Source organism: Streptomyces sp. HUAS YS2, assembly GCF_033343995.1.
Lineage (GTDB): Bacteria > Actinomycetota > Actinomycetes > Streptomycetales > Streptomycetaceae > Streptomyces > Streptomyces solicathayae.
The window spans coordinates 4,506,159-4,525,701 of the sequence record NZ_CP137573.1; the positions used below are offsets into that span (position 1 = coordinate 4,506,159).

General features: G+C 72.8%; 19 protein-coding genes. 16 read left to right on the plus strand and 3 right to left on the minus strand.

Annotation, left to right across the window (positions count from 1 at the left end; all coding sequences use genetic code 11):
* The first annotated feature begins 76 nt into the window (after window positions 1–76).
* The gene (locus tag R2D22_RS20880) at window positions 77–1,015 is read left to right on the plus strand and encodes an EamA family transporter (RefSeq protein WP_318105824.1); all 939 of its coding nucleotides are present in this window, start codon (window positions 77–79) and stop codon (window positions 1,013–1,015) included.
* A 40-nt stretch (window positions 1,016–1,055) separates the two neighbouring features.
* On the opposite strand, the gene R2D22_RS20885 is transcribed toward R2D22_RS20880, so the two are convergent.
* Window positions 1,056–1,484, minus strand: a complete 429-nt coding sequence (locus tag R2D22_RS20885) for a VOC family protein (RefSeq protein ID WP_318105825.1) — start codon at window positions 1,482–1,484, stop codon at window positions 1,056–1,058.
* Between the two features lie 105 nt (window positions 1,485–1,589).
* Here R2D22_RS20885 and R2D22_RS20890 point away from each other — a divergent pair, with 105 nt between their 5' ends.
* The 13 genes from R2D22_RS20890 to R2D22_RS20950 all read left to right on the plus strand — a co-directional run bounded on the left by R2D22_RS20890 (window position 1,590) and on the right by R2D22_RS20950 (window position 15,705).
* Window positions 1,590–2,213 (plus strand): TetR/AcrR family transcriptional regulator, encoded by a 624-nt coding sequence (locus tag R2D22_RS20890; RefSeq protein ID WP_318109892.1) that lies wholly within the window; start codon window positions 1,590–1,592, stop codon window positions 2,211–2,213.
* Window positions 2,214–2,394: 181 nt separating this feature from the next.
* Window positions 2,395–2,577: a DUF1272 domain-containing protein gene (locus R2D22_RS20895; protein WP_318105827.1), complete on the plus strand. Its 183-nt coding sequence runs from the start codon at window positions 2,395–2,397 to the stop codon at window positions 2,575–2,577.
* A gap of 95 nt (window positions 2,578–2,672) precedes the next feature.
* The gene (locus R2D22_RS20900) at window positions 2,673–3,461 is read left to right on the plus strand and encodes a TIGR03084 family metal-binding protein (RefSeq protein WP_318105829.1); all 789 of its coding nucleotides are present in this window, start codon (window positions 2,673–2,675) and stop codon (window positions 3,459–3,461) included.
* Window positions 3,462–3,712: 251 nt separating this feature from the next.
* Window positions 3,713–5,389: an acyclic terpene utilization AtuA family protein gene (locus R2D22_RS20905; protein ID WP_318105831.1), complete on the plus strand. Its 1,677-nt coding sequence runs from the start codon at window positions 3,713–3,715 to the stop codon at window positions 5,387–5,389.
* Complete coding sequence (locus R2D22_RS20910; RefSeq protein WP_318105834.1) at window positions 5,386–6,984, plus strand: acyl-CoA carboxylase subunit beta; 1,599 nt, start codon at window positions 5,386–5,388, stop codon at window positions 6,982–6,984. The genes R2D22_RS20905 and R2D22_RS20910 overlap by 4 nt, the downstream gene beginning before the upstream one ends.
* Before the next feature lie 11 nt (window positions 6,985–6,995).
* Complete coding sequence (locus R2D22_RS20915) at window positions 6,996–8,906, plus strand: ATP-binding protein (RefSeq protein WP_318105836.1); 1,911 nt, start codon at window positions 6,996–6,998, stop codon at window positions 8,904–8,906.
* A complete protein-coding gene (locus tag R2D22_RS20920; RefSeq protein ID WP_318105838.1) occupies window positions 8,903–10,039 on the plus strand; it encodes an acyl-CoA dehydrogenase family protein in 1,137 nt (378 codons plus the stop codon). Before R2D22_RS20915 ends, R2D22_RS20920 begins: the two co-directional genes overlap by 4 nt.
* A gap of 61 nt (window positions 10,040–10,100) precedes the next feature.
* Entirely contained in the window at window positions 10,101–11,675 is a 1,575-nt protein-coding gene (locus tag R2D22_RS20925; protein ID WP_318105839.1) for a 4-coumarate--CoA ligase family protein, read from the plus strand.
* A 16-nt stretch (window positions 11,676–11,691) separates the two neighbouring features.
* Window positions 11,692–12,399 (plus strand): enoyl-CoA hydratase family protein, encoded by a 708-nt coding sequence (locus R2D22_RS20930; protein WP_318105841.1) that lies wholly within the window; start codon window positions 11,692–11,694, stop codon window positions 12,397–12,399.
* Window positions 12,387–12,965: a TetR/AcrR family transcriptional regulator gene (locus R2D22_RS20935; protein ID WP_318105843.1), complete on the plus strand. Its 579-nt coding sequence runs from the start codon at window positions 12,387–12,389 to the stop codon at window positions 12,963–12,965. Before R2D22_RS20930 ends, R2D22_RS20935 begins: the two co-directional genes overlap by 13 nt.
* Before the next feature lie 95 nt (window positions 12,966–13,060).
* Window positions 13,061–14,116 carry a hypothetical protein gene (locus R2D22_RS20940; protein WP_318105845.1) on the plus strand — a complete coding sequence of 352 codons (1,056 nt, stop codon included), beginning with the start codon at window positions 13,061–13,063 and terminating at the stop codon, window positions 14,114–14,116.
* An 11-nt stretch (window positions 14,117–14,127) separates the two neighbouring features.
* Entirely contained in the window at window positions 14,128–14,406 is a 279-nt protein-coding gene (locus R2D22_RS20945; protein WP_318105847.1) for a DUF6422 family protein, read from the plus strand.
* Between the two features lie 258 nt (window positions 14,407–14,664).
* Entirely contained in the window at window positions 14,665–15,705 is a 1,041-nt protein-coding gene (locus R2D22_RS20950) for an isopenicillin N synthase family dioxygenase (protein WP_318105849.1), read from the plus strand.
* On the opposite strand, the gene R2D22_RS20955 is transcribed toward R2D22_RS20950, so the two are convergent.
* Window positions 15,684–16,784: a citrate synthase 2 gene (locus R2D22_RS20955; RefSeq protein ID WP_318105851.1), complete on the minus strand. Its 1,101-nt coding sequence runs from the start codon at window positions 16,782–16,784 to the stop codon at window positions 15,684–15,686. The two genes, R2D22_RS20950 and R2D22_RS20955, sit on opposite strands and share 22 nt — an antisense overlap.
* A gap of 261 nt (window positions 16,785–17,045) precedes the next feature.
* Between R2D22_RS20955 and pdxH the strand changes: the two genes are divergently transcribed.
* The gene (gene pdxH / locus R2D22_RS20960) at window positions 17,046–17,708 is read left to right on the plus strand and encodes a pyridoxamine 5'-phosphate oxidase (protein WP_318109894.1); all 663 of its coding nucleotides are present in this window, start codon (window positions 17,046–17,048) and stop codon (window positions 17,706–17,708) included.
* A gap of 4 nt (window positions 17,709–17,712) precedes the next feature.
* On the opposite strand, the gene R2D22_RS20965 is transcribed toward pdxH, so the two are convergent.
* Window positions 17,713–18,600: a winged helix-turn-helix transcriptional regulator gene (locus tag R2D22_RS20965; protein ID WP_318105854.1), complete on the minus strand. Its 888-nt coding sequence runs from the start codon at window positions 18,598–18,600 to the stop codon at window positions 17,713–17,715.
* Between the two features lie 130 nt (window positions 18,601–18,730).
* On the opposite strand from R2D22_RS20965, the gene R2D22_RS20970 reads away from it, so the two are divergent.
* Window positions 18,731–19,540 (plus strand): ABC transporter permease, encoded by an 810-nt coding sequence (locus tag R2D22_RS20970; protein WP_318105855.1) that lies wholly within the window; start codon window positions 18,731–18,733, stop codon window positions 19,538–19,540.
* The last annotated feature ends 3 nt before the right edge of the window (window positions 19,541–19,543 follow it).

Sequence of the window (19,543 nt, forward strand, 5' to 3'; positions counted from 1 at the left end):
GTTGACAGGTTCACTATTCTGGACTTGAGGTCCAATTGAGTGGACTCGTCTCGTGCGCCATGCAAGGAGTGAGCCGGTGGACAGCCCGGTCAAGGACATCGCCGCCGTCTCCGTACCCGAAGCCGCCGCCGCGCCGGGAGCGGTCGCCGCCCCGACGAGGGCCACCCGGCTCGGGCCCGTCGCGCTCGTCGTCGCCGGTGGACTGTCCGTGCAGTTCGGGTCCGCCGTCGCCGTGCTGCTGATGCCGCGCGCCGGCGCGCTGGGTGTCGTCACGCTGCGGCTCATCCTCGCCGCCGCCGTCCTGCTGATCGTCTGCCGGCCCAAGGTCCGCGGCTACGGCCGCGCAGACTGGGGCACCGTGGTCGCCTTCGGCACCGCCATGGCCGGGATGAACATGCTCTTCTACCAGGCCGCCGACCGGATCCCGCTGGGCGCCGCGGTGACCCTGGAGGTGCTCGGACCGCTCGCCCTCTCCGTGATCGCCTCGCGCCGCCTCGTCAACCTCCTCTGGGCCGGGCTCGCCCTCGGCGGCGTCGTCCTGCTCGGCGGCGGCGGATTCGACCGGCTCGATCCGCTCGGCGCGGCCTTCGCCCTCGCGGCGGGCGCGATGTGGGCGGCGTACATCGTCTTCAGCGCCCGTACCGGACGGCGCTTCCCGCAGGCCGACGGCCTGGCCCTGGCCATGGCCTTCGGCGCCGTCCTGAGCCTGCCGTTCGGCATCGCCGAGGCCGGTGACAAGCTCCTCGTCCCCTCGACGATCGGTCTCGGCCTCGCCGTCGCGCTGATGTCGTCCGTACTTCCGTACACCCTCGAACTCCTCGCCCTGCGCCGGCTGCCCGCGCCCACCTTCGCCGTCCTGATGAGCCTCGAACCGGCCATCGCGGCCACCGCCGGCTTCCTCGTCCTGAGCCAGGCGCTGTCCGGGACCGACGCGCTCGCGATCGCCCTGGTCATCGCCGCCAGCATCGGCGCGGTCCGCACGCAGGTGAAGTCGGTCCGCGCCCCGGCGAAGTAGGCGGCCGCGCCGCCGCAGCAGGGTCGGTCGGCGGACGGGGCTACTGGGTGGAGGTGTACTGACCGGCGTACTCGTCGGTCGGCGGGGTGGTGGTGATCACGTCGATGAGCACCCCGTCCGGGGCGCCGACGATGAAGTGCCGCTGCCCGAAGTCCTCGGTGCGCAGCGGGAGGACTTCGGGCAGTCCCGCCTCGCCGACCAGCCGACGGTGCTCCGCGTCCACGTCCGGCACCTCGAAGTTGAGCAGGAGGCCGCCCCGGGTCGGATTGCGGTACCCCTCCGGGAGGGTCGGGTGGCGGTGGTCGAGCAGCGCGAGCTCGTAGTGAGGCGCGTCGGGGCGGCGCAGGCTCACGTACCAGTCGGCCTGGAAGGTCGCCGTGAAGCCGAGGTGGCGGGTGTAGAAGTCGCGCGCCGCGGCGACGTCGCGGGTGCAGATGACGGGGTAGAAGCTGTCGAGCTCGGACTTCATGACATGACTCCTCGGTACGTGCGAACCATTTCGCATACCTGGGGTATGTGAACCGTACGGCTAGCATACCCGGGGTATGTGAAATGGGAAGGGCGGTGCGTGGCGATGCCGGACGAGCGGGCGGCGGGCAGCAGGGCGGAGCAGCGGGCGGCGACCCGGCGGGCGCTGGTGGCCGAAGGGCGGCGGAGGTTCGCCGGCGACGGGTACCACGGCGTGGTCCTGGCCGAGGTGGCCCGGGCCGTCGGGGTCACCAAGGGCGCCGCCTATCACCACTTCGAGAGCAAGGCGGGGCTCTTCGAGGCCGTCGTCGCCGAGGTCCAGCGTGACCTGGGCGAGCGGGTCGCGGCGGCCGCGGAGGTGTACGACGATCCCTGGGAGCAGCTGCGCGCCGGCTGCCGGGCCTTTCTGGCGGCCGGCTCCGACCCGGCCGTACGGCGGATCGTGCTGGTCGACGCGCCGACCGTACTGGGGTGGGACAAGTGGCGCGCCATGGACGAGGAGTCCTCGGCCCGGCATCTGACCGAGGCCCTGACGGCCCTGATCGAGGCCGGGATCGTCGCCGAGCAGCCGGTCGAGCCGCTCGCGCGCCTGCTGTCGGGGGCGATGAACGAGGCAGCGCTGTGGCTGGCCCGAAGCGGGACGCCCGAGGCGCTGGAGCTCACGGTGAGCGCCCTGGACGGCCTGCTGGCCGGTATCCGCCGAGAGGACCCTGAGCGTCCGATGTCCTGAGCGTCCGAGGCCCTGAGCGCTCGGGGTACCTGGCAGGTCACGGGGTCCCTGCCAGGGCCCGGGGGCTCCTGCCCGGGTCCGGATCCCCGCAGGGCCCGGGCTCCCCGTCCCGGCCCGATCCTGGCGATCTTCGGCCCGGATGCGGGCTGTCCTGCGGGCCGCGCACGGCCAGGATCGAGCCATGGCTCTGGAAATGCGCGAGATCTGCGAACGCTGCGAGAAGACGACCCTGCCCGCCGACGGCCCCGCCCGGATCTGCACGTACGAGTGCACCTTCTGCGTGGCCTGCAGCGAGGCCATGGACGACGTGTGCCCCAACTGCGGTGGCGAGCTCGTGCCCCGGCCGCGCCGCGCCACGACCTGACCAGTCAATAAAGCAAGCATGCTTGATTGTTTCTCGCCGCGCTGCCATGCTCCTCGGCACACGCCCGTGTCCCACCCTGCCGAGGGGAGCGCACCGTGTCCGACCCTGCCGTCGTCCTCGACGATCTGCGCAGCGAGAGCGAGGAGGTCGACCGGCTCGTCGCCACGCTGGACGACGCCGGATGGGCCACGCCCACCCCCGCCCCGGGCTGGACGATCGCTCACCAGATCGCCCACCTCGCCTGGACCGACCGGGCCGCCCTGCTCGCCGCCACCGACGCCGACGCCTTCGCCGCCGAGACGGAGAAGGCGCTCGCCGACCCCGGCGGCTTCGTCGACCAGGGGGCCGAGGAGGGCGCCGCCCTCCCGCCCGCCGAACTCCTCGCCCAGTGGCGCGAGGTCCGCGAGCGGCTCCAGGACGTGCTGCGCGCGGCCCCGCCCGGCAGCCGTTTCCCCTGGTACGGGCCGCCGATGAGCGCCCTGTCCATGGGCACCGCGCGCCTGATGGAGACCTGGGCGCACGGCCAGGACATCGCCGACGCCCTCGGCGTCGTCCGCCGCCCCACCGCCCGGCTCCGCCACGTCGCCTGGATCGGCCTGCGCGCCCGCGACTACGCGTACCTCGTCCGCGGCCTCACCCCGCCTGCCGCGCCGTTCCGCATCGAGCTGACCGGCCCCGACGGCGAGCAGTGGGCGTACGGACCCGAGGACGCCGCCCAGCGGATCACCGGGCCCGCCCTCGACTTCTGCCTCCTCGTCACCCAGCGGGTGCACCGCGCCGACACCGCCCTCGTCGCGCACGGCGGCGACGCCGAGCAGTGGCTCGACATCGCGCAGGCCTTCGCCGGTCCCGCCGGCCCCGGCCGCACACCCAAGGAGGGCTAGGGGGTGCCTTCCGGATCATGCCGGGCTCGCGGCGCCTGGCACGCACTCCCCCGTAGCCCTTCGGGCACGGGCGGCACCCCCACGCCGCGTTGTCGTCAGTCGCCGACGCTCCGCGTCGGCTCCCTCCTCCGCCTTGCGATCGCGCTCGGCATCCGAAGGACGAATCAGGGAGCCGAGACGGAGCGAGCGCAGCGAGCGCAGTGCACCAGACGCCGCTCCCTGATCCGGCCTGATCCGAAAGGCACCCCCTGATGGCCCTCCGCATCGGCAACGCCTCCGGCTTCTACGGCGACCGCTTCGACGCCGTTCGCGAGTTGCTCACCGGTGGCGAGCTCGACGTCCTCACCGGCGACTACCTCGCCGAGTTGACCATGCTCATCCTCGGCCGCGACCGCCTGAAGGACCCGGCCACCGGCTACGCGAAGACCTTCCTCCGGCAGATGGAGGAGGGGCTCGGCCTCGCCCACGAGCGCGGCGTCCGCATCGTCACCAACGCCGGCGGGCTCAACCCCGCCGGGCTCGCCGACGCGCTGCGCGCCCTCGCCGAGCGGCTCGGCCTGCCCACCCGCGTCGCCCATGTCGAGGGCGACCAGCTCCCCGCCGGGGACGGGGTGCTGACCGCGAACGCCTACCTCGGCGGCGCCGGGATCGCCGCATGCCTCGCCGCCGGCGCGGACGTCGTCGTCACCGGCCGGGTCACCGACGCCGCGCTCGTCACCGGGCCCGCGCAGTGGCACTTCGGCTGGGGCCCGGAGGAGTACGACCGGCTGGCCGGCGCGGTCGTCGCCGGGCACGTGCTGGAGTGCGGTACGCAGGCCACCGGCGGCAACTACTCCTTCTTCACCGGGCACGACGTCAGGCGCCCCGGCTTCCCCGTCGCCGAGCTGCACGAGGACGGCAGCTGCGTGATCACCAAGCAGCCCGGCACCGGCGGCCTCGTCGACGTCGGCACCGTCACCGCGCAGCTGCTGTACGAGACGGCCGGCGCCCGGTACGCGGGGCCCGACGTGACCGCCCGGCTCGACACCGTACGGCTCACCCAGGACGGCCCCGACCGGGTTCGGATCGACGGAGTGCGCGGCGAGGCCCCGCCACCCGCACTCAAGGCCGGCCGCACCCGGCTCGGCGGCTTCCGCAACGAGGTCGTCTTCGTGCTCACCGGTCTCGACGTCGAGGCCAAGGCACAGTTGGTGCAGGACCAGGTCGAGGACGCCTTCGGCCGCGCCAAGTCCCGCCCGGCGGACGTCCGATGGGAACTCGCCCGGACCGACCGGCCCGACGCGGACACCGAGGAGACCGCCAGCGCCCTGCTCCGGCTCGTCGTGCGCGACCAGGACCCCGAGGCCGTCGGGCGCTCGCTGTCCGGCGCGGCGATCGAGCTGGCGCTCGCCAGCTACCCCGGCTTCCACGTCACCGCCCCGCCGGGGAAGGGCGCGCCGTACGGGGTCTTCGAGGCCGTGTACGTACCGGCCGCGGACGTCGCGCACACGGCCGTGCTGCCCGACGGGACCCGGCAGCCGATCCCCGTACCGGCGCACACCCGCGAGCTGGAGCCCGTCCCCACGCCCGACCTGCCCGAACCCCAGCCCGCAGGGCCGACCCGGCGGGTGCCGCTCGGCCTCGTCGCCGGAGCCCGCAGCGGCGACAAGGGCGGCGACGCGAACGTCGGCGTCTGGGTGCGGACCGACGCGGCCTGGCGCTGGCTCGCGCACACCCTCACCGAGGACCGGTTCCGCGCACTCCTGCCGGAGACCGCGGAGCTGACCGTCGTACGCCACCTCCTGCCGAACCTGCGCGCGGTCAACTTCACCGTCGCCGGGCTGCTCGGCCAGGGCGTCGCCTCGCAGGCCCGCTTCGACCCCCAGGCCAAGGCGCTCGGCGAATGGCTCCGTTCCCGCGCCCTCGACGTACCGGAGGACCTCCTGTGACCGTGCTCGCCTCGGCCCTCGACACGGCCGGACCCGACTACGCCGCGCACCGCGCCGCCATGCTGGACAAGCTCGCCGCGCTCGACACCGAGCACGCCACGGCGCTCGCGGGCGGCGGTGAGAAGTACACCGAACGGCACCGCAAGCGCGGCAAGATGCTCGCCCGCGAGCGGATCGAGCTGCTGATCGACCCGGACACGCCGTTCCTGGAGCTGTCGCCGCTCGCCGCCTGGGGCAGCGACTACCCGGTCGGCGCGTCGATCGTCACCGGCATCGGCGTCGTCGAGGGCGTCGAGTGTCTGATCACCGCCAACGACCCGACCGTGCGCGGCGGGGCCTCGAACCCGTGGACGCTGAAGAAGGCGCTGCGGGCCAACGAGATCGCGTACGCGAACCGGCTGCCGTGCATCGCGCTCGTCGAGTCCGGCGGCGCTGACCTGCCGTCCCAGAAGGAGATCTTCATCCCGGGCGGCGGGCTGTTCCGGGACATCACCCGGCTCTCGGCGGCCGGCATCCCGACCATCGCGGTCGTCTTCGGCAACTCCACGGCGGGCGGCGCGTACGTGCCCGGCATGTCCGACCACACCGTGATGATCAAGGAGCGGTCGAAGGTCTTCCTCGGCGGTCCGCCGCTGGTGAAGATGGCGACCGGCGAGGAGAGCGACGACGAGTCGCTCGGCGGCGCGGAGATGCACGCGCGCGTCTCGGGCCTCGCCGACCACTACGCCGTCGACGAGGCGGACGCGCTGCGCCAGGCCCGCCGGATCGTCGCCCGGCTCAACCACCGCAAGGCGCACCCGGATCCCCTCGCATCCGCTCCGCCCAAGTACGACGAGGACGAACTCCTCGGCATCGTGCCCGGCGACCTGAAGACCCCGTTCGACCCGCGCGAGGTCATCGCCCGGATCGTCGACGGCTCGGACTTCGACGAGTTCAAGCCGCTGTACGGGCCGAGCCTGGTCACCGGCTGGGCGTCGCTGCACGGCTACCCCGTCGGCATCCTCGCCAACGCTCAGGGCGTGCTGTTCAGCGCCGAGTCGCAGAAGGCGGCCCAGTTCATCCAGCTCGCCAACCAGCGCGACATCCCGCTGCTCTTCCTGCACAACACCACCGGCTACATGGTCGGCAAGGAGTACGAGCAGGGCGGCATCATCAAGCACGGCGCGATGATGATCAACGCGGTGTCGAACTCGAAGGTCCCGCATCTGTCGGTGCTGATGGGCGCGTCGTACGGCGCCGGGCACTACGGCATGTGCGGTCGGGCCTACGACCCGCGGTTCCTGTTCGCCTGGCCGAGCGCCAAGTCCGCCGTCATGGGCCCGCAGCAGCTCGCCGGCGTGCTGTCGATCGTCGCGCGCGCCTCGGCCGCAGCGAAGGGGCAGCCGTACGACGACGAGGCGGACGCCGGGCTGCGCGCGATGGTCGAGGCGCAGATCGAGTCCGAGTCGCTGCCGATGTTCCTGTCCGGGCGGCTGTACGACGACGGCGTGATCGACCCCCGCGACACCCGCACGGTCCTCGGGCTGTGCCTGTCCGCGATCCACACGGCACCGGTCGAGGGCGCGCGCGGCGGCTTCGGCGTCTTCCGAATGTGAGGGCTGCTCCGATGATCTCCACTGTCCTTGTCGCGAACCGCGGCGAGATCGCCTGCCGGGTCTTCCGGACCTGCCGCGAGCTGGGCATCGCGACCGTCGCCGTGTACTCCGACGCGGACGCGGACGCCCTGCACGTACGCGAGGCCGACGCGTCGGTACGGCTGCCGGGGGCGGCGTCCGCGGACACGTACCTGCGCGGCGACCTGGTGGTCGCCGCGGCGCTCGCGGCCGGCGCGGACGCGGTGCACCCGGGGTACGGATTCCTCTCCGAGAACGCGGACTTCGCACGGGCCGTGCGGGACGCGGGCCTGGTGTGGATCGGGCCGCCGCCGGAGGCGATCGAGGCGATGGCCTCGAAGACCCGGGCGAAGGAACTGATGGGCATCGCGCCGCTGGCGGCCGGCGACGTGACGGACGCGGACCTGCCGGTCCTGGTGAAGGCGGCGGCGGGCGGCGGCGGGCGCGGGATGCGGATCGTCCGCGACCTGGACGCGCTGAGGGGCGAGCTGGCCGCCGCCTCGGCGGAGGCGGCGAGCGCGTTCGGGGACGGCGAGGTGTTCGTCGAGCCGTACGTGGAGGACGGCCGGCACGTGGAGGTGCAGGTCCTCGCCGACGCGCACGGCACGGTCTGGACGCTCGGCACCCGCGACTGCTCGCTCCAGCGGCGTCACCAGAAGGTCATCGAGGAGGCCCCCGCGCCCGGCCTGCCGGCCGCGCTCGTCGACGAGTTGTACGAGCGCTCCGCGACGGCCGCGAAGGCGGTCGGGTACGTGGGCGCGGGCACGGTGGAGTTCCTGGTCGCGGACGGCCGCGCGCACTTCCTGGAGATGAACACGCGGCTTCAGGTGGAGCACCCGGTGACGGAGGAGGTGTACGGGGTCGACCTCGTCGCGTTGCAGCTGGCGGTCGCGGAAGGCACGCCGCTGCCCGCCGATCCGCCGCTGCCGAGCGGCCACGCGATCGAGGCCCGGCTCTACGCGGAGGACCCCGCCTCCGGGTGGACGCCCCAGACCGGGGTCCTGCACCGCCTGGAGTTCCCTGGACGTGGTGACGCGGGGCCCTTGAGCGGAACGCACCCACAAGGGGTGGTCGTCCGCGTCGACACCGGTTACGCCTCCGGGGACGTCATCCCCGTGCACTACGACGCCATGCTCGCGAAGATCGTCGTGCACGCGGCCACGCGGGACGAGGCCGTGCGGAAGCTGGCGCACGTGCTCGACCGGGCCGCCGTGCACGGTCCCGTCACCAACCGGGACCTGCTCGTCACCTCGCTGCGGCACCCGGAGTTCCGGGACCCCGCCCGGCTCGGTACGGGGTTCTACGGGCGGAACCTGGACGCGCTGACCCGCCCCCGGGGCGGCGCCGTGTACGCCGCCGTCGCCGCGGCGCTCTCCGACGCGGCGCGCAACGCCGGGCGGTTCGGCGGCGGGTGGCGGAACCTCGCCTCGCAGGACCAGGTGAAGGCCTACGGGGAGCACGAGGTGCGGTACCGGCACGGGCGCCGGGGGCCCGTCGTCACCGCGCCCGAGGGCGTACGCGTCGTCGCCGCCGCTCCCGACCGGGTCCGGCTCGAAGTCGACGGCGTCGTAAGGGACTTCGACGTCGCCATGTACCCGGACGGCACCGTCCACGTCGGCCCGCACCGGCTCGCCGCCCGCCCCCGCTTCACCGACCCCGCCGACCAGCGGGAACCCGGGTCGCTCCTCGCGCCCATGCCCGGCACCGTCGTCCGCGTCGCCGACGGCCTCGCGCCCGGCGACCGGGTCACCGCCGGGCAGCCCCTGCTCTGGCTGGAGGCCATGAAGATGGAGCACCGCATCGCTTCACCCGCCTCCGGCACGCTCACCGCGCTCCACGCCGTCCCCGGCCGCCAGGTCGAGGTCGGTGCCCTGCTCGCCGTCGTACAGGAGGAACAGCAGTGACCAGCAGCCTCATCGAGAGCCCCGAGCACACCGCGCTCCGCGCCGCCGTCTCCGCGCTCGGCCACCGCCACGGTCCCGGCTTCGACCGGGCCACCCTGTGGGCGGAGGCCGGCAAGCTCGGCTACCTCGGGGTGAATTTGCCCGAGGAGTACGGCGGCGGGGGCGGCGGCATGGCCGAACTGTCCATCGTCCTGGAGGAGGCCGGCGCCGCCGGCGCGCCGCTGCTGATGATGGTCGTCTCGCCCGCCATCTGCGGCACGGTCATCTCCCGCTTCGGCACCGAGGAGCAGAAGCGGGAATGGCTCCCCGGCCTCGCCGACGGCTCCCGCACCATGGCCTTCGGCATCACCGAGCCCGACGCCGGCTCCAACTCGCACCGCATCACCACCACCGCCACCCGCACCGAGGACGGCTGGGTCCTGAACGGCCGCAAGGTGTTCGTCTCCGGCGTCGACATCGCCGACGCGACCCTGATCGTGGGCCGCACGTCGGACGCCCGCACCGGCAACCTCAAGGCCTGCCTCTTCATCGTGCCGCGCGACACCCCCGGGTTCGGGCGCCGCCACATCGAGATGGAACTCCGCGCCGAGGAGAAGCAGTTCGAGCTGACCCTCGACGACGTCCACCTGCCCGCCGACGCCCTCGTCGGCGACGAGGACGCCGGGTTGCTCCAGCTCTTCGCCGGGCTCAACCCGGAGCGCATCATGACCGCCGCGTTCGCGATCGGCATGGGCCGCTACGCGCTCGCGCAGGCCGTGAAGTACGCCAAGGAGCGCCAGGTCTGGAAGTCCCCGATCGGCGCCCACCAGGCCGTCGCGCACCCGCTCGCCCAGGCCCACATCGAGCTCGAGCTGGCCCGGCTGATGATGCAGAAGGCCGCCGCGCTGTACGACGCGGGCGACGACATGGGCGCGGGCGAGGCCGCCAACATGGCCAAGTACGCCGCCGCCGAGGCCTGCGTGAAGGCAGTCGACCAGGCCGTGCACACCCTCGGCGGCAACGGCCTCACCAAGGAGTTCGGCCTCGCCCGCCTGATCACGGCCGCCCGCGTCGCCCGGATCGCGCCGGTCAGCCGGGAGATGATCCTGAACTTCGTGTCCCACCAGTCCCTGGGTCTCCCCAAGTCGTACTGACAGGGGGGATTCTGACGCCCACGAGTTCCGGCGCCACTCATCCCACTCCCAGGGGGCACGCATGGTGTTCAACAGCGAGTACGCGGACGTTCCGGCCCTGTCCCTCCCGATCCACGACGCGGTCCTCGGCGAGGCCGCCGGGCGCGGCGACGCCCCGGCGCTGATCGACGGGTCCGGCGGGCCCGGGGCGCTCACCCTCACGTACGCCCAGGTCGACGCGTTCCACCGGCGGGTCGCCGCCGGTCTCGCCGAGGCGGGCGTCCGCAAGGGCGACGTGCTCGCGCTGCACAGCCCCAACACCGTGCTGTTCCCGATCGCGTTCTACGCGGCGACCCGGGCCGGCGCGTCCGTCACCACGATCCACCCGCTGGCCACGGCGGAGGAGTTCGGCAAGCAGCTGCGGGACTCCTCCGCCCGCTGGATCGTCACCGTCTCACCGCTCGCGGAGACGGCCCGCCGGGCGGCCGAGATCGCGGGCGGCGTCCAGGAGATATTCGTCTGCGACACCTCGGACGACCACCGGTCGCTGCAGTCCTTCCTGGCCTCCACCGCGCCCGACCCGCAGATCGCGATCGACCCGGCCGAGGACATCGCCGCGCTGCCGTACTCCTCCGGCACCACCGGAGTGCCCAAGGGCGTGATGCTGACCCACCGTTCCATCGGCACCAACCTGGCCCAGCTCGAACCGTTCATCACGATGGACCCGGGCCACCGGATCCTCGCCGTCCTGCCGTTCTTCCACATCTACGGGCTCACCGCCCTCATGAACGCCCCGCTGCGCAAGGGCGCCACCGTCGTCGTGCTGCCCCGCTTCGACCTCGACCAGTTCCTCGGGGCGATCCAGGAGCACCGCATCCACGGCCTGTACGTCGCCCCGCCGATCGTCCTCGCGCTCGCCAAGCACCCGGCCGTCGCGCAGTACGACCTGTCGTCGCTGGAGTACATCGTCAGCGCCGCCGCCCCGCTCGACGCGTCGCTCGCCGAGGCGTGCGCGGCGCGGCTCGGGCTGCCGGTCCGGCAGGCGTACGGGATGACCGAGCTGTCGCCCGGCACCCACGTCGTCCCGCTGACCGCCGAGAACCCGCCACCGGGCACGGTCGGCAAGCTGCTGCCCTCCACCGAGATGCGCATCCTGTCCCTCGACGACCCTTCGAAGGACGCCGCCGCGGGGGAGGAGGGCGAGGTCGCCATCCGCGGCCCGCAGGTCATGAAGGGCTACTTCGGCCGGCCCGACGCCACCGCCGCGATGATCGACGAGGACGGCTGGCTGCACACCGGCGACATCGGCCGGGTCGACGAGGACGGCTGGCTGTACGTCGTCGACCGGGTCAAGGAACTCATCAAGTACAAGGGCTTCCAGGTCGCCCCGGCCGAGCTGGAGGCGCTGCTGCTCACCCACGAGGGCGTCGCGGACGCGGCGGTGATCGGGGTGCCGGACGAGGACGGCAACGAGGTCCCGAAGGCGTACGTGGTGCGGCAGCCGGGCGCCGACGGGCTGTCCGAGGCGGACGTGATCGCGTTCGTGGCCGGGCAGGTATCCCCGTACAAGAAGGTCCGTCGGGTGGAGTTCATCGACGCGGTGCCGAAGGCGGCGTCCGGGAAGATCCTCCGCCGTGAACTGAGGGAGCGCGAATGACACCGAGGGAGCGCGCATGAAGCTGGAGCGCGGCATCGCCACGCTGACCCTGGACTCGCCGGCCAACCGCAACGCGCTCTCGGCGGCCCTGGTCGCCGGGCTCGCGGACGGCCTGAAGGCGTGCGCGAAGGACCCGGCCGTGCGGGCGGTGGTGCTGACCCACACCGGCAACACGTTCAGCGCGGGCGCGGACCTGAAGGCGCCGCCCAGCCCGTACGCCTACGTGGAGTTGATGCGGCAGATCGTGGAGCTGCCGAAGCCGGTGGTCGGCGTCGTCGACGGACACGTACGGGCCGGCGGGCTCGGGCTGCTCGGCGCGTGCGACGTGGTCGTCGCGTCGGAGCGGTCGGACTTCGCGCTCACGGAGGTCCGGATCGGGGTGGCGCCCGCGGTGATCTCGCTGACGCTGCTGCCGAAGCTGGAGCCGCGGGCGGCCTCCCGGTACTACCTGACCGGAGAGCGGTTCGGTCTGGCGGAGGCGGTCGCGATGGGCCTGGTGACCGCCCCCGACACCGACCTGGAGGCCGTCCTCGACGGCCTGCGGGGAGCCTCGCCGCAGGGGCTGCGGGAGGCGAAACGACTGCTCACGGCTAGAGTCCTGGAGGCTTTCGAGCGCGACGCGGAAGATCTCGTCCAGCGATCGGCGACGCTGTTCGCCTCCGCGGAGGCGCGCGAGGGCATGACGGCGTTGTTCGAACGACGGGACCCCGAATGGCGGCTGTGACCGCACCCAAGCAGGACAGGAGCCGCGCCACCCGGCAGCGGCTCCTGGAGGCCGCGGTGGCCTGCCTGGCCGAGTACGGCTGGGCGGGCTCCACGGTCTCGGTCGTCGCCGAGCGGGCCGGGGTCTCGCGCGGCGCGGCCCAGCACCACTTCCCGACCCGCGAGGACCTGTTCACCGCGGCCGTCGAGTACGTCGCCGAGGAACGCTCGCAGGCCCTGAAGTCCGTGGCCGCGCGGGACCGCCGCGAGGTCGTCGCCGCCGTCGTGGACCTGTACACCGGCCCGCTGTTCCGGGCCGCGCTCCACCTGTGGGTCGCCGCCTCCAACGAGGACCAGCTCCGGGCCCGGGTCACCGAGCTCGAGGCCCGGGTCGGCCGCGAGTCCCACCGCATCGCCGTCGGACTCCTCGGCGCCGACGAGTCCGTCCCCGGTGTCCGCGAGACCGTCCAGGGCCTCCTCGACATGGCCCGCGGCCTGGGGCTCGCCACCCTCCTCACCGACGACTCGGCCCGCCGGGCCAGGGTGGTGGCCCAGTGGGCCACGCTGGTCGACGAGGCGCTGGGATAAGCACTGCAGGAGACGCGACACGCTCGTGGCCCGGTGTCTGCGCCCGGCGACGCTTCGGCGGGCGCGCGGGGATGCCCGGGCTTAGCGTGGGACATATGGCTGTCACGTTCCAGAAGGAAACGGTGGACCCCGCCTCGGTGAGAGGACAGCTCACCTTGGCACTCAGCAGGACCGGTGTGCCGCACATCGTGTACACCGACTCCACGGGCCGTATCAAGTACGCCCGCAAGGAGGCGGCCGGATGGGTCCGTGAGACCCTGCCGGCCGGCAACGACGCGGGAGGCGACGACGACAGGGTTTGCCTGGCCCTCGACTCCCAGGGAAACCCCCACATCGCTTACCGGGATCTCGGCGACGACCACCTGATCTACGGTGTCCGGAACGGCGCGTGGTCCTTCGAGGAGGTCCCGACCCAGGGCGGGATCCATCCGCGCGGCGCCCGCCACATCTCGCTGGGCCTGCACCCCGACCGCTTCGGCAGCGGCCTCAAGGACACCCCACACCTCGCCTACCACGACATGTTCCACACCGGGTTGGGATACGCGGCGAAGGTTCCCGACGACGACGGGCACGTGACGTGGAAGGGGCATGTGAAGGAAGTCGACAACCCCGACTCCCCGCACGACGCCGGTCTGTACACGTCGCTGGTGTTCGACGCCGACGAGACGATCAGCATCGCCTACTTCGACGACCGTGCAGGCGAGTTCCAGCGCCTCAAACTCGCCGTCCAGGGCGAGTTCGCCTGGGAGAAGAACGTCGTCGGCGACGGCACGGGCCTGGGTGAGTGCGCTTCCATGGCCCCTGGGCTCGTCGGGCGCGATGCCGTCGGCTACTACGACGTCACGAACAAGTGCGTCACCGTGTGGATCCGCGACCGGGACGAACCACCGCCCCGCAAGGAGGTCGTGGCGGCCGACGTGCCGCGCGGCGCCAGGCCCTCGACGGCGGCCACCCCCACCCACGCCCTACGGGTCGCGTACGAGCACAGCGGGCTGCGCTTCGCCGTGCGCACGGCGAACGACACATGGGAAGTGCAGACCGTCGACACGGCGCCGGCCGCCTGGCCGTCCCTGGCGTACGACGGGTCCGGCACGGCCCACCTCGCCTATGTGAGCGGGGGCGCCCTCAAGTACGCGCGGGGTACGGGATGAGGAGTGAGCGCATGTCTGCCCATCAGCGTCGGCAAGACCTCACCGACGAACAGTCCGTTGTCCTGAACAAGGCCGCGTTCGTGGTCATCAGCGCCCGGCAGGAGGGCGCGGCGATGCTGAGAGAGTCGAGCGTGGATCTTCCCGACGGCTGGTTCAGCAGCCCCTGCGCCGAGTGTGCGTGTTCGGACTACGCGGGCGACGGCGGGGCTTGCACGAACAACGTCGTCGGCCCCGAAGGGGGCTCGAGCGGTCCGTGCGGGCATGCGTCGTCCGACCACCTCGGGTCCTGAGGGGAAGGTCCGCCCGGCTGTCCGGAAGGGGCGGGGAGCTGGTCGTGACGCGCGCCACACGCGTTTCGGGCGGGCCGCAGTACGCTGGGTCCATGCTTTCGCTCGTACGCCGCCGCCACGTGGACTTCGTCCGCGTCACGGCCATGGGCTGTCGGCGCTCCGTCTGATCTCGGAGCCCCTTTCACCACCTGGCACCCGGAGCCCCCGCCCCACCCCGTAGCGGCCGCCCCGGGACCCGTACACCCCGCGGATGCAACCATGACGCACACCCAGTCGTACGCGCAGCTCCCCATCATCGACCTCTCCGCCGCCGACCGCGGACCGCAGGCCCGTCGGCTGCTGCACGCGCAGCTGCACAGCGCCGCGCACCAGGTCGGCTTCTTCCAGCTCACCGGACACGGCGTGACCGAGGCCGAGACCGAGGCGCTGCAGCACGCCATGCGGGCCTTCTTCGCGCTGCCGGAGCCCGCCCGGCTCGCCCTCGACAACGTGAACTCGCCGCACTTCCGCGGCTACACCCGGATCGGCGACGAGCGCACCGGCGGCTCCCGCGACTGGCGCGACCAGCTCGACATAGGCGCCGAGCGCGCCGCGCACGTCCCCGGCCCCGGCGAGCCCGCGTACTGGTGGCTGCAGGGCCCGAACCAGTGGCCCGCCGCGCTCCCCGAGCTGCGCACCGCCGCCCTGAACTGGATCGACCGGCTCAGCGCGGTCGCCGAACGGCTGCTGCACGAACTGCTCGCCGCGATCGGCGCACCGCCGCGGTTCTACGACGACATCTTCGGCGACCAGGCACATCCGCACCTGAAGATGGTGCGCTACCCGGGCAGCTCGGGCGACGGCGACGACCAGGGCGTCGGCGTCCACAAGGACTACGGCTTCCTCACCCTGCTGCTCCAGGACCAGGTCGGCGGGCTCCAGGTGCTGCGCGAGGACGGGAAGTTCCACGACGTGCCGCCGCTGCCCGGCGCGTTCGTCGTGAACCTCGGCGAGCTCCTCGAGGTCGCCACCAACGGCTACCTGGTCGCGACCAGCCACCGCGTGGTGTCCCCGCCCGGGGCGACCGAGCGGTTCTCCGTGCCGTTCTTCTACAACCCGCGGCTCGACGCCCGGATCGCTCCGGTGCCGTTCCCGTACGCCTCGGACGCCCCCGGCATCACGGCCGACCCGGCGAACCCGCTGTTCGCCGAGTACGGCCGCAATGAGCTGAAGGGCAAGCTGCGCGCCCACCCGCTGGTCGCCGCCCGCCACCACGCCGACCTGCTCCTGCAGGAGACTCAGCCGGCGATGTCGGCGTAGCCCTCGATCTCCTGAGGGCTGCGGCGGCCTGGGCCGATGTACGTCGCGGACGGGCGGACCAGGCGGCCGGTGCGCTTCTGCTCCAGGATGTGCGCCGACCAGCCGGCCGTACGGGCGCAGGTGAACATCGAGGTGAACATGTGCGCCGGCACCTCGGCGAAGTCCAGCATGATCGCCGCCCAGAACTCCACGTTCGTCGCCAGGACGCGGTCCGGGCGGCGGTTGTGCAGCTCCTCCAGGGCGGCCTTCTCCAGCGCCTCGGCGACCTCGAAGCGCGGCGCGGCCAGCTCCTTGGCGGTGCGGCGCAGCACGCGGGCGCGGGGGTCCTCGGCGCGGTAGACGCGGTGGCCGAAGCCCATCAGGCGCTCGCCCTTGTCCAGGGCCTTCTTCACGTACGCGGTGGCGTCGCCGGTCCGCTCGATCTCCTCGATCATGCCGAGGACGCGGGACGGGGCGCCGCCGTGCAGCGGACCGGACATGGCGCCCACCGCGCCGGACAGCGCCGCGGCGACGTCGGCGCCGGTGGAGGCGATGACGCGGGCGGTGAACGTGGAGGCGTTCATGCCGTGCTCGGCGGCCGACGTCCAGTACGCGTCGACGGCCTTGACGTGCTTCGGGTCCGGCTCGCCGCGCCAGCGGATCATGAACCGCTCGACGACGGACTCGGCTTTGTCGATCTCGCTCTGCGGGACCATCGGCAGGCCCTGACCGCGGGCGGACTGGGCGACGTACGACAGCGCCATGACGGCCGCGCGGGCGAGGTCGTCGCGGGCCCGCTCGGGGGTGATGTCGAGCAGCGGCTGCAGGCCCCAGACGGGGGCGAGCATGGCCAGTGCGGACTGCACGTCGACCCGGATGTCACCGGAGTGCACCGGGATCGGGAACGGCTCGGCCGGCGGCAGGCCGGGGTTGAACGCGCCGTCGACGAGCAGGCCCCAGACGTTGCCGAACGAGACATGACCGACCAGGTCCTCGATGTCGACGCCGCGGTACCGGAGCGCGCCGCCCTCCTTGTCCGGTTCGGCGATCTCCGTTTCGAACGCGACGACTCCCTCGAGTCCGGGTACGAAGTCGGACATCAGGCGGCTCCTCGTGATGGGTGGTTGATCGATGATCAATCAGCTGTCTGGTCTTGTCGTGGGGAAGTAACAGTCGTCCAGCCCAAGAGTCTGTACGGTTCCGATGATGCGGGGAAGCGTGACATCCGGCACACTCCGCCGATCCGGCGACAGAGGATTGGAGAGCCGCCGTCCCGGGCAGACTGCTGCGCCGACATGCGGGGCGGCCCGCGGCGCTACGGCAGGATGAGACCCGTGACTCACATCCTCGATCCCGCAGACATGCGCGAGCAGTACCGCACCAAGGAGCTGCACGTGGAGGACCTCGCGCCGGACCCCGTCGAACAGTTCGCCCGCTGGTTCGAGGAGGCGGCCGAGCACCCCGAGATCCACGAGCCGAACGCGATGGTCGTCTCGACGGCCACGCCCGACGGCCGGCCGTCCTCCCGCACGGTGCTGCTCAAGCACTACGACGACGCCGGCTTCGTCTTCTTCACCAACTACGGGTCCCGCAAGGGCGGCGAGCTGGCCGCCAACCCGTACGTCTCGCTGCTCTTCCCCTGGCACCCGGTCGCCCGCCAGGTGATCGTGACCGGCAGGGCCGTACGGACCGGGCGGGACGAGACGGTCGCGTACTTCCGCACCCGGCCGCACGGCTCCCAGCTGGGCGCCTGGGCGAGCGCGCAGTCCTCGGTGATCGACTCGCGCGAGGAGCTGCTGGCTCGCTACGAGGAGCTGGCCGCGCGCTACCCGGCGGACGAGCAGGTGCCGGTGCCGCCGGAGTGGGGCGGGTTCCGGGTGGTGCCGGAGGCGGTGGAGTTCTGGCAGGGCCACGAGAACCGGCTGCACGACCGGCTGCGGTACGTCCGGACGGGTGACGGCGGGGGCGCGGGCGAGGCCGGGGGGCCGGGCGCGGGCTGGCGGGTGGAGCGACTGTCGCCGTGAGTCCTCAGGCCGTGTCCTCCGCCAGGGCGCGGCCCAGGGCCAGTGCGGTGGTCACGGCCGACGGGATGTCGGTGACCGGGAACTGGACGTGCCGGACCGTCCGCTCCCGGTCCACGACCAGCACCAGCCGCTTGAGCCGCAGCATCTGCCCGGCCCGGAAGGTCGGCAGCCGCAGCGCGGCCGTGAGGCGGGTGTCGGTGTCGGAGAGCAGCGGGAAGGGGATCTCCTCGGTGGCGGCGAAGGCCCGCTGCTCGTCGGGGCGCTGCGTGGAGACGCCGCGTACGGCGACCCCGGCCGCGGTGAACGTGTCGTGCGCGTCCCGGAACAGCCGGTTCTCCAGGGTGCAGCCGACGGTGCCGGGGATGTCGTTCCAGCCCTCGGGCAAGGGGCTGGGCCGGCCGGTGGCCGGATAGCAGAACACGACCGTCGCGGCGGCGTCCGGGTCGACCGGGTCGAGCTCGCCGCCGGTGTGGGCGGGCAGGGTGAGCCGGGGCAGCCGGGTGCCCGGCAGGGTGTGGACGCGGAGCGTCTCGGCGGCGTCCTCGTCGGCGGTGGCGGTGAGGGCGCCGTCGCCGAGGACCCAGCGGTCGGCCCAGTCCTGCATCGAGACCAGGACGGGCAGCAGTGCGCTGCCGGCCGCGCTGAGCCGGTACTCGTACCGCACCGGACCCTGCTGGTACGGGACCTTGTCCAGGACGTGGCTGTCGACGAGGTGGGCCAGCCGCTCGGTGAGGACCTTGCGGGAGATGCCCAGCTCGCTCTGGAGCTCGTCGAAGCGGTGCCGGCCGCGGGCGGTCTCCCGGACGATCAGCAGGCTCCACCAGTCGCCGATGACGGCCGCCGCCTGGGCGATGGCGCAGGCGGTGTCGCGGTCGGGTACGGCTCGCGCCATGTTCTTCGTCTCCTTCGGATCCGGCGGACCCATCTTGCGCCACGGAGTGAGTTCCCGATAGAAACTCTCTCATCCACGAGTGAGTTCCTGAAAGAGACTCACTCCTCTCACCGTCGAACTCCCTGGGGGGATGTCCGTGCCCGTCGCCTGGGCAACCGCATGGCGCACCTGGCAGATGACCCGCCGCGCCTATCCGTGGTCGTACGCGATCGGCACGGTGCTGCCCGCCGCGCTCGCCATCGCGCTCGCCTACCTCGGCTACCACGCCGTCGGCGCCGGCACCGTCGCCGACGACTTCACCGCCGGCGCCGGCACCACCGCCTACCTCGCCTACATCGCCGTCGGCGCGACGGCCTTCCAGTTCACCGTCCGGCTGATCCTCTGGTCCGCCAAGGCGCTCATCACCGAACAGCGCGAGGGCACCCTCGGCGCACTGCTCGTCGCGCCCGCCGGCCGCTTCCCGTACCTGCTCGGCTTCACCGGCTTCGCGCTCACCAGCAGCCTGGTCGAGTTCCTCGCCCTGGGCGTCGTGATCGCCGCCTTCGGCATCGCGATCCCGGTCTCCTCGCCGCTCGGCCTGCTGCTCGGCGCACTCGCCCTGGTCACCACGGTGTTCGCGCTCTCCGTCGGCCTCGGCGGACTGATGATCGCGGCCGGCGAGGCGCACATCTCGCAGAACACCGTCTTCATCCTGCTCGGGCTGCTCGGCGGCTACACCTTCCCCCGCTCCTACCTGCCCGAATGGGCCCGGTGGTGCGCCGAACTGCTGCCCACCACCGCCGCGGTGGACGTCCTGCACGGCGCCACCACCGGCGGGCAGAGCCTCGCCGACCTCCTCCCCAGGCTCGGGGTCTGCGTGCTCGTCGCCGCCGGCTACCTCCTCCTGGGCCTGCTGTACCTGCCGCGGGCCGAGGCCCGCGCCGTGGAAAGGACGTACTGAACG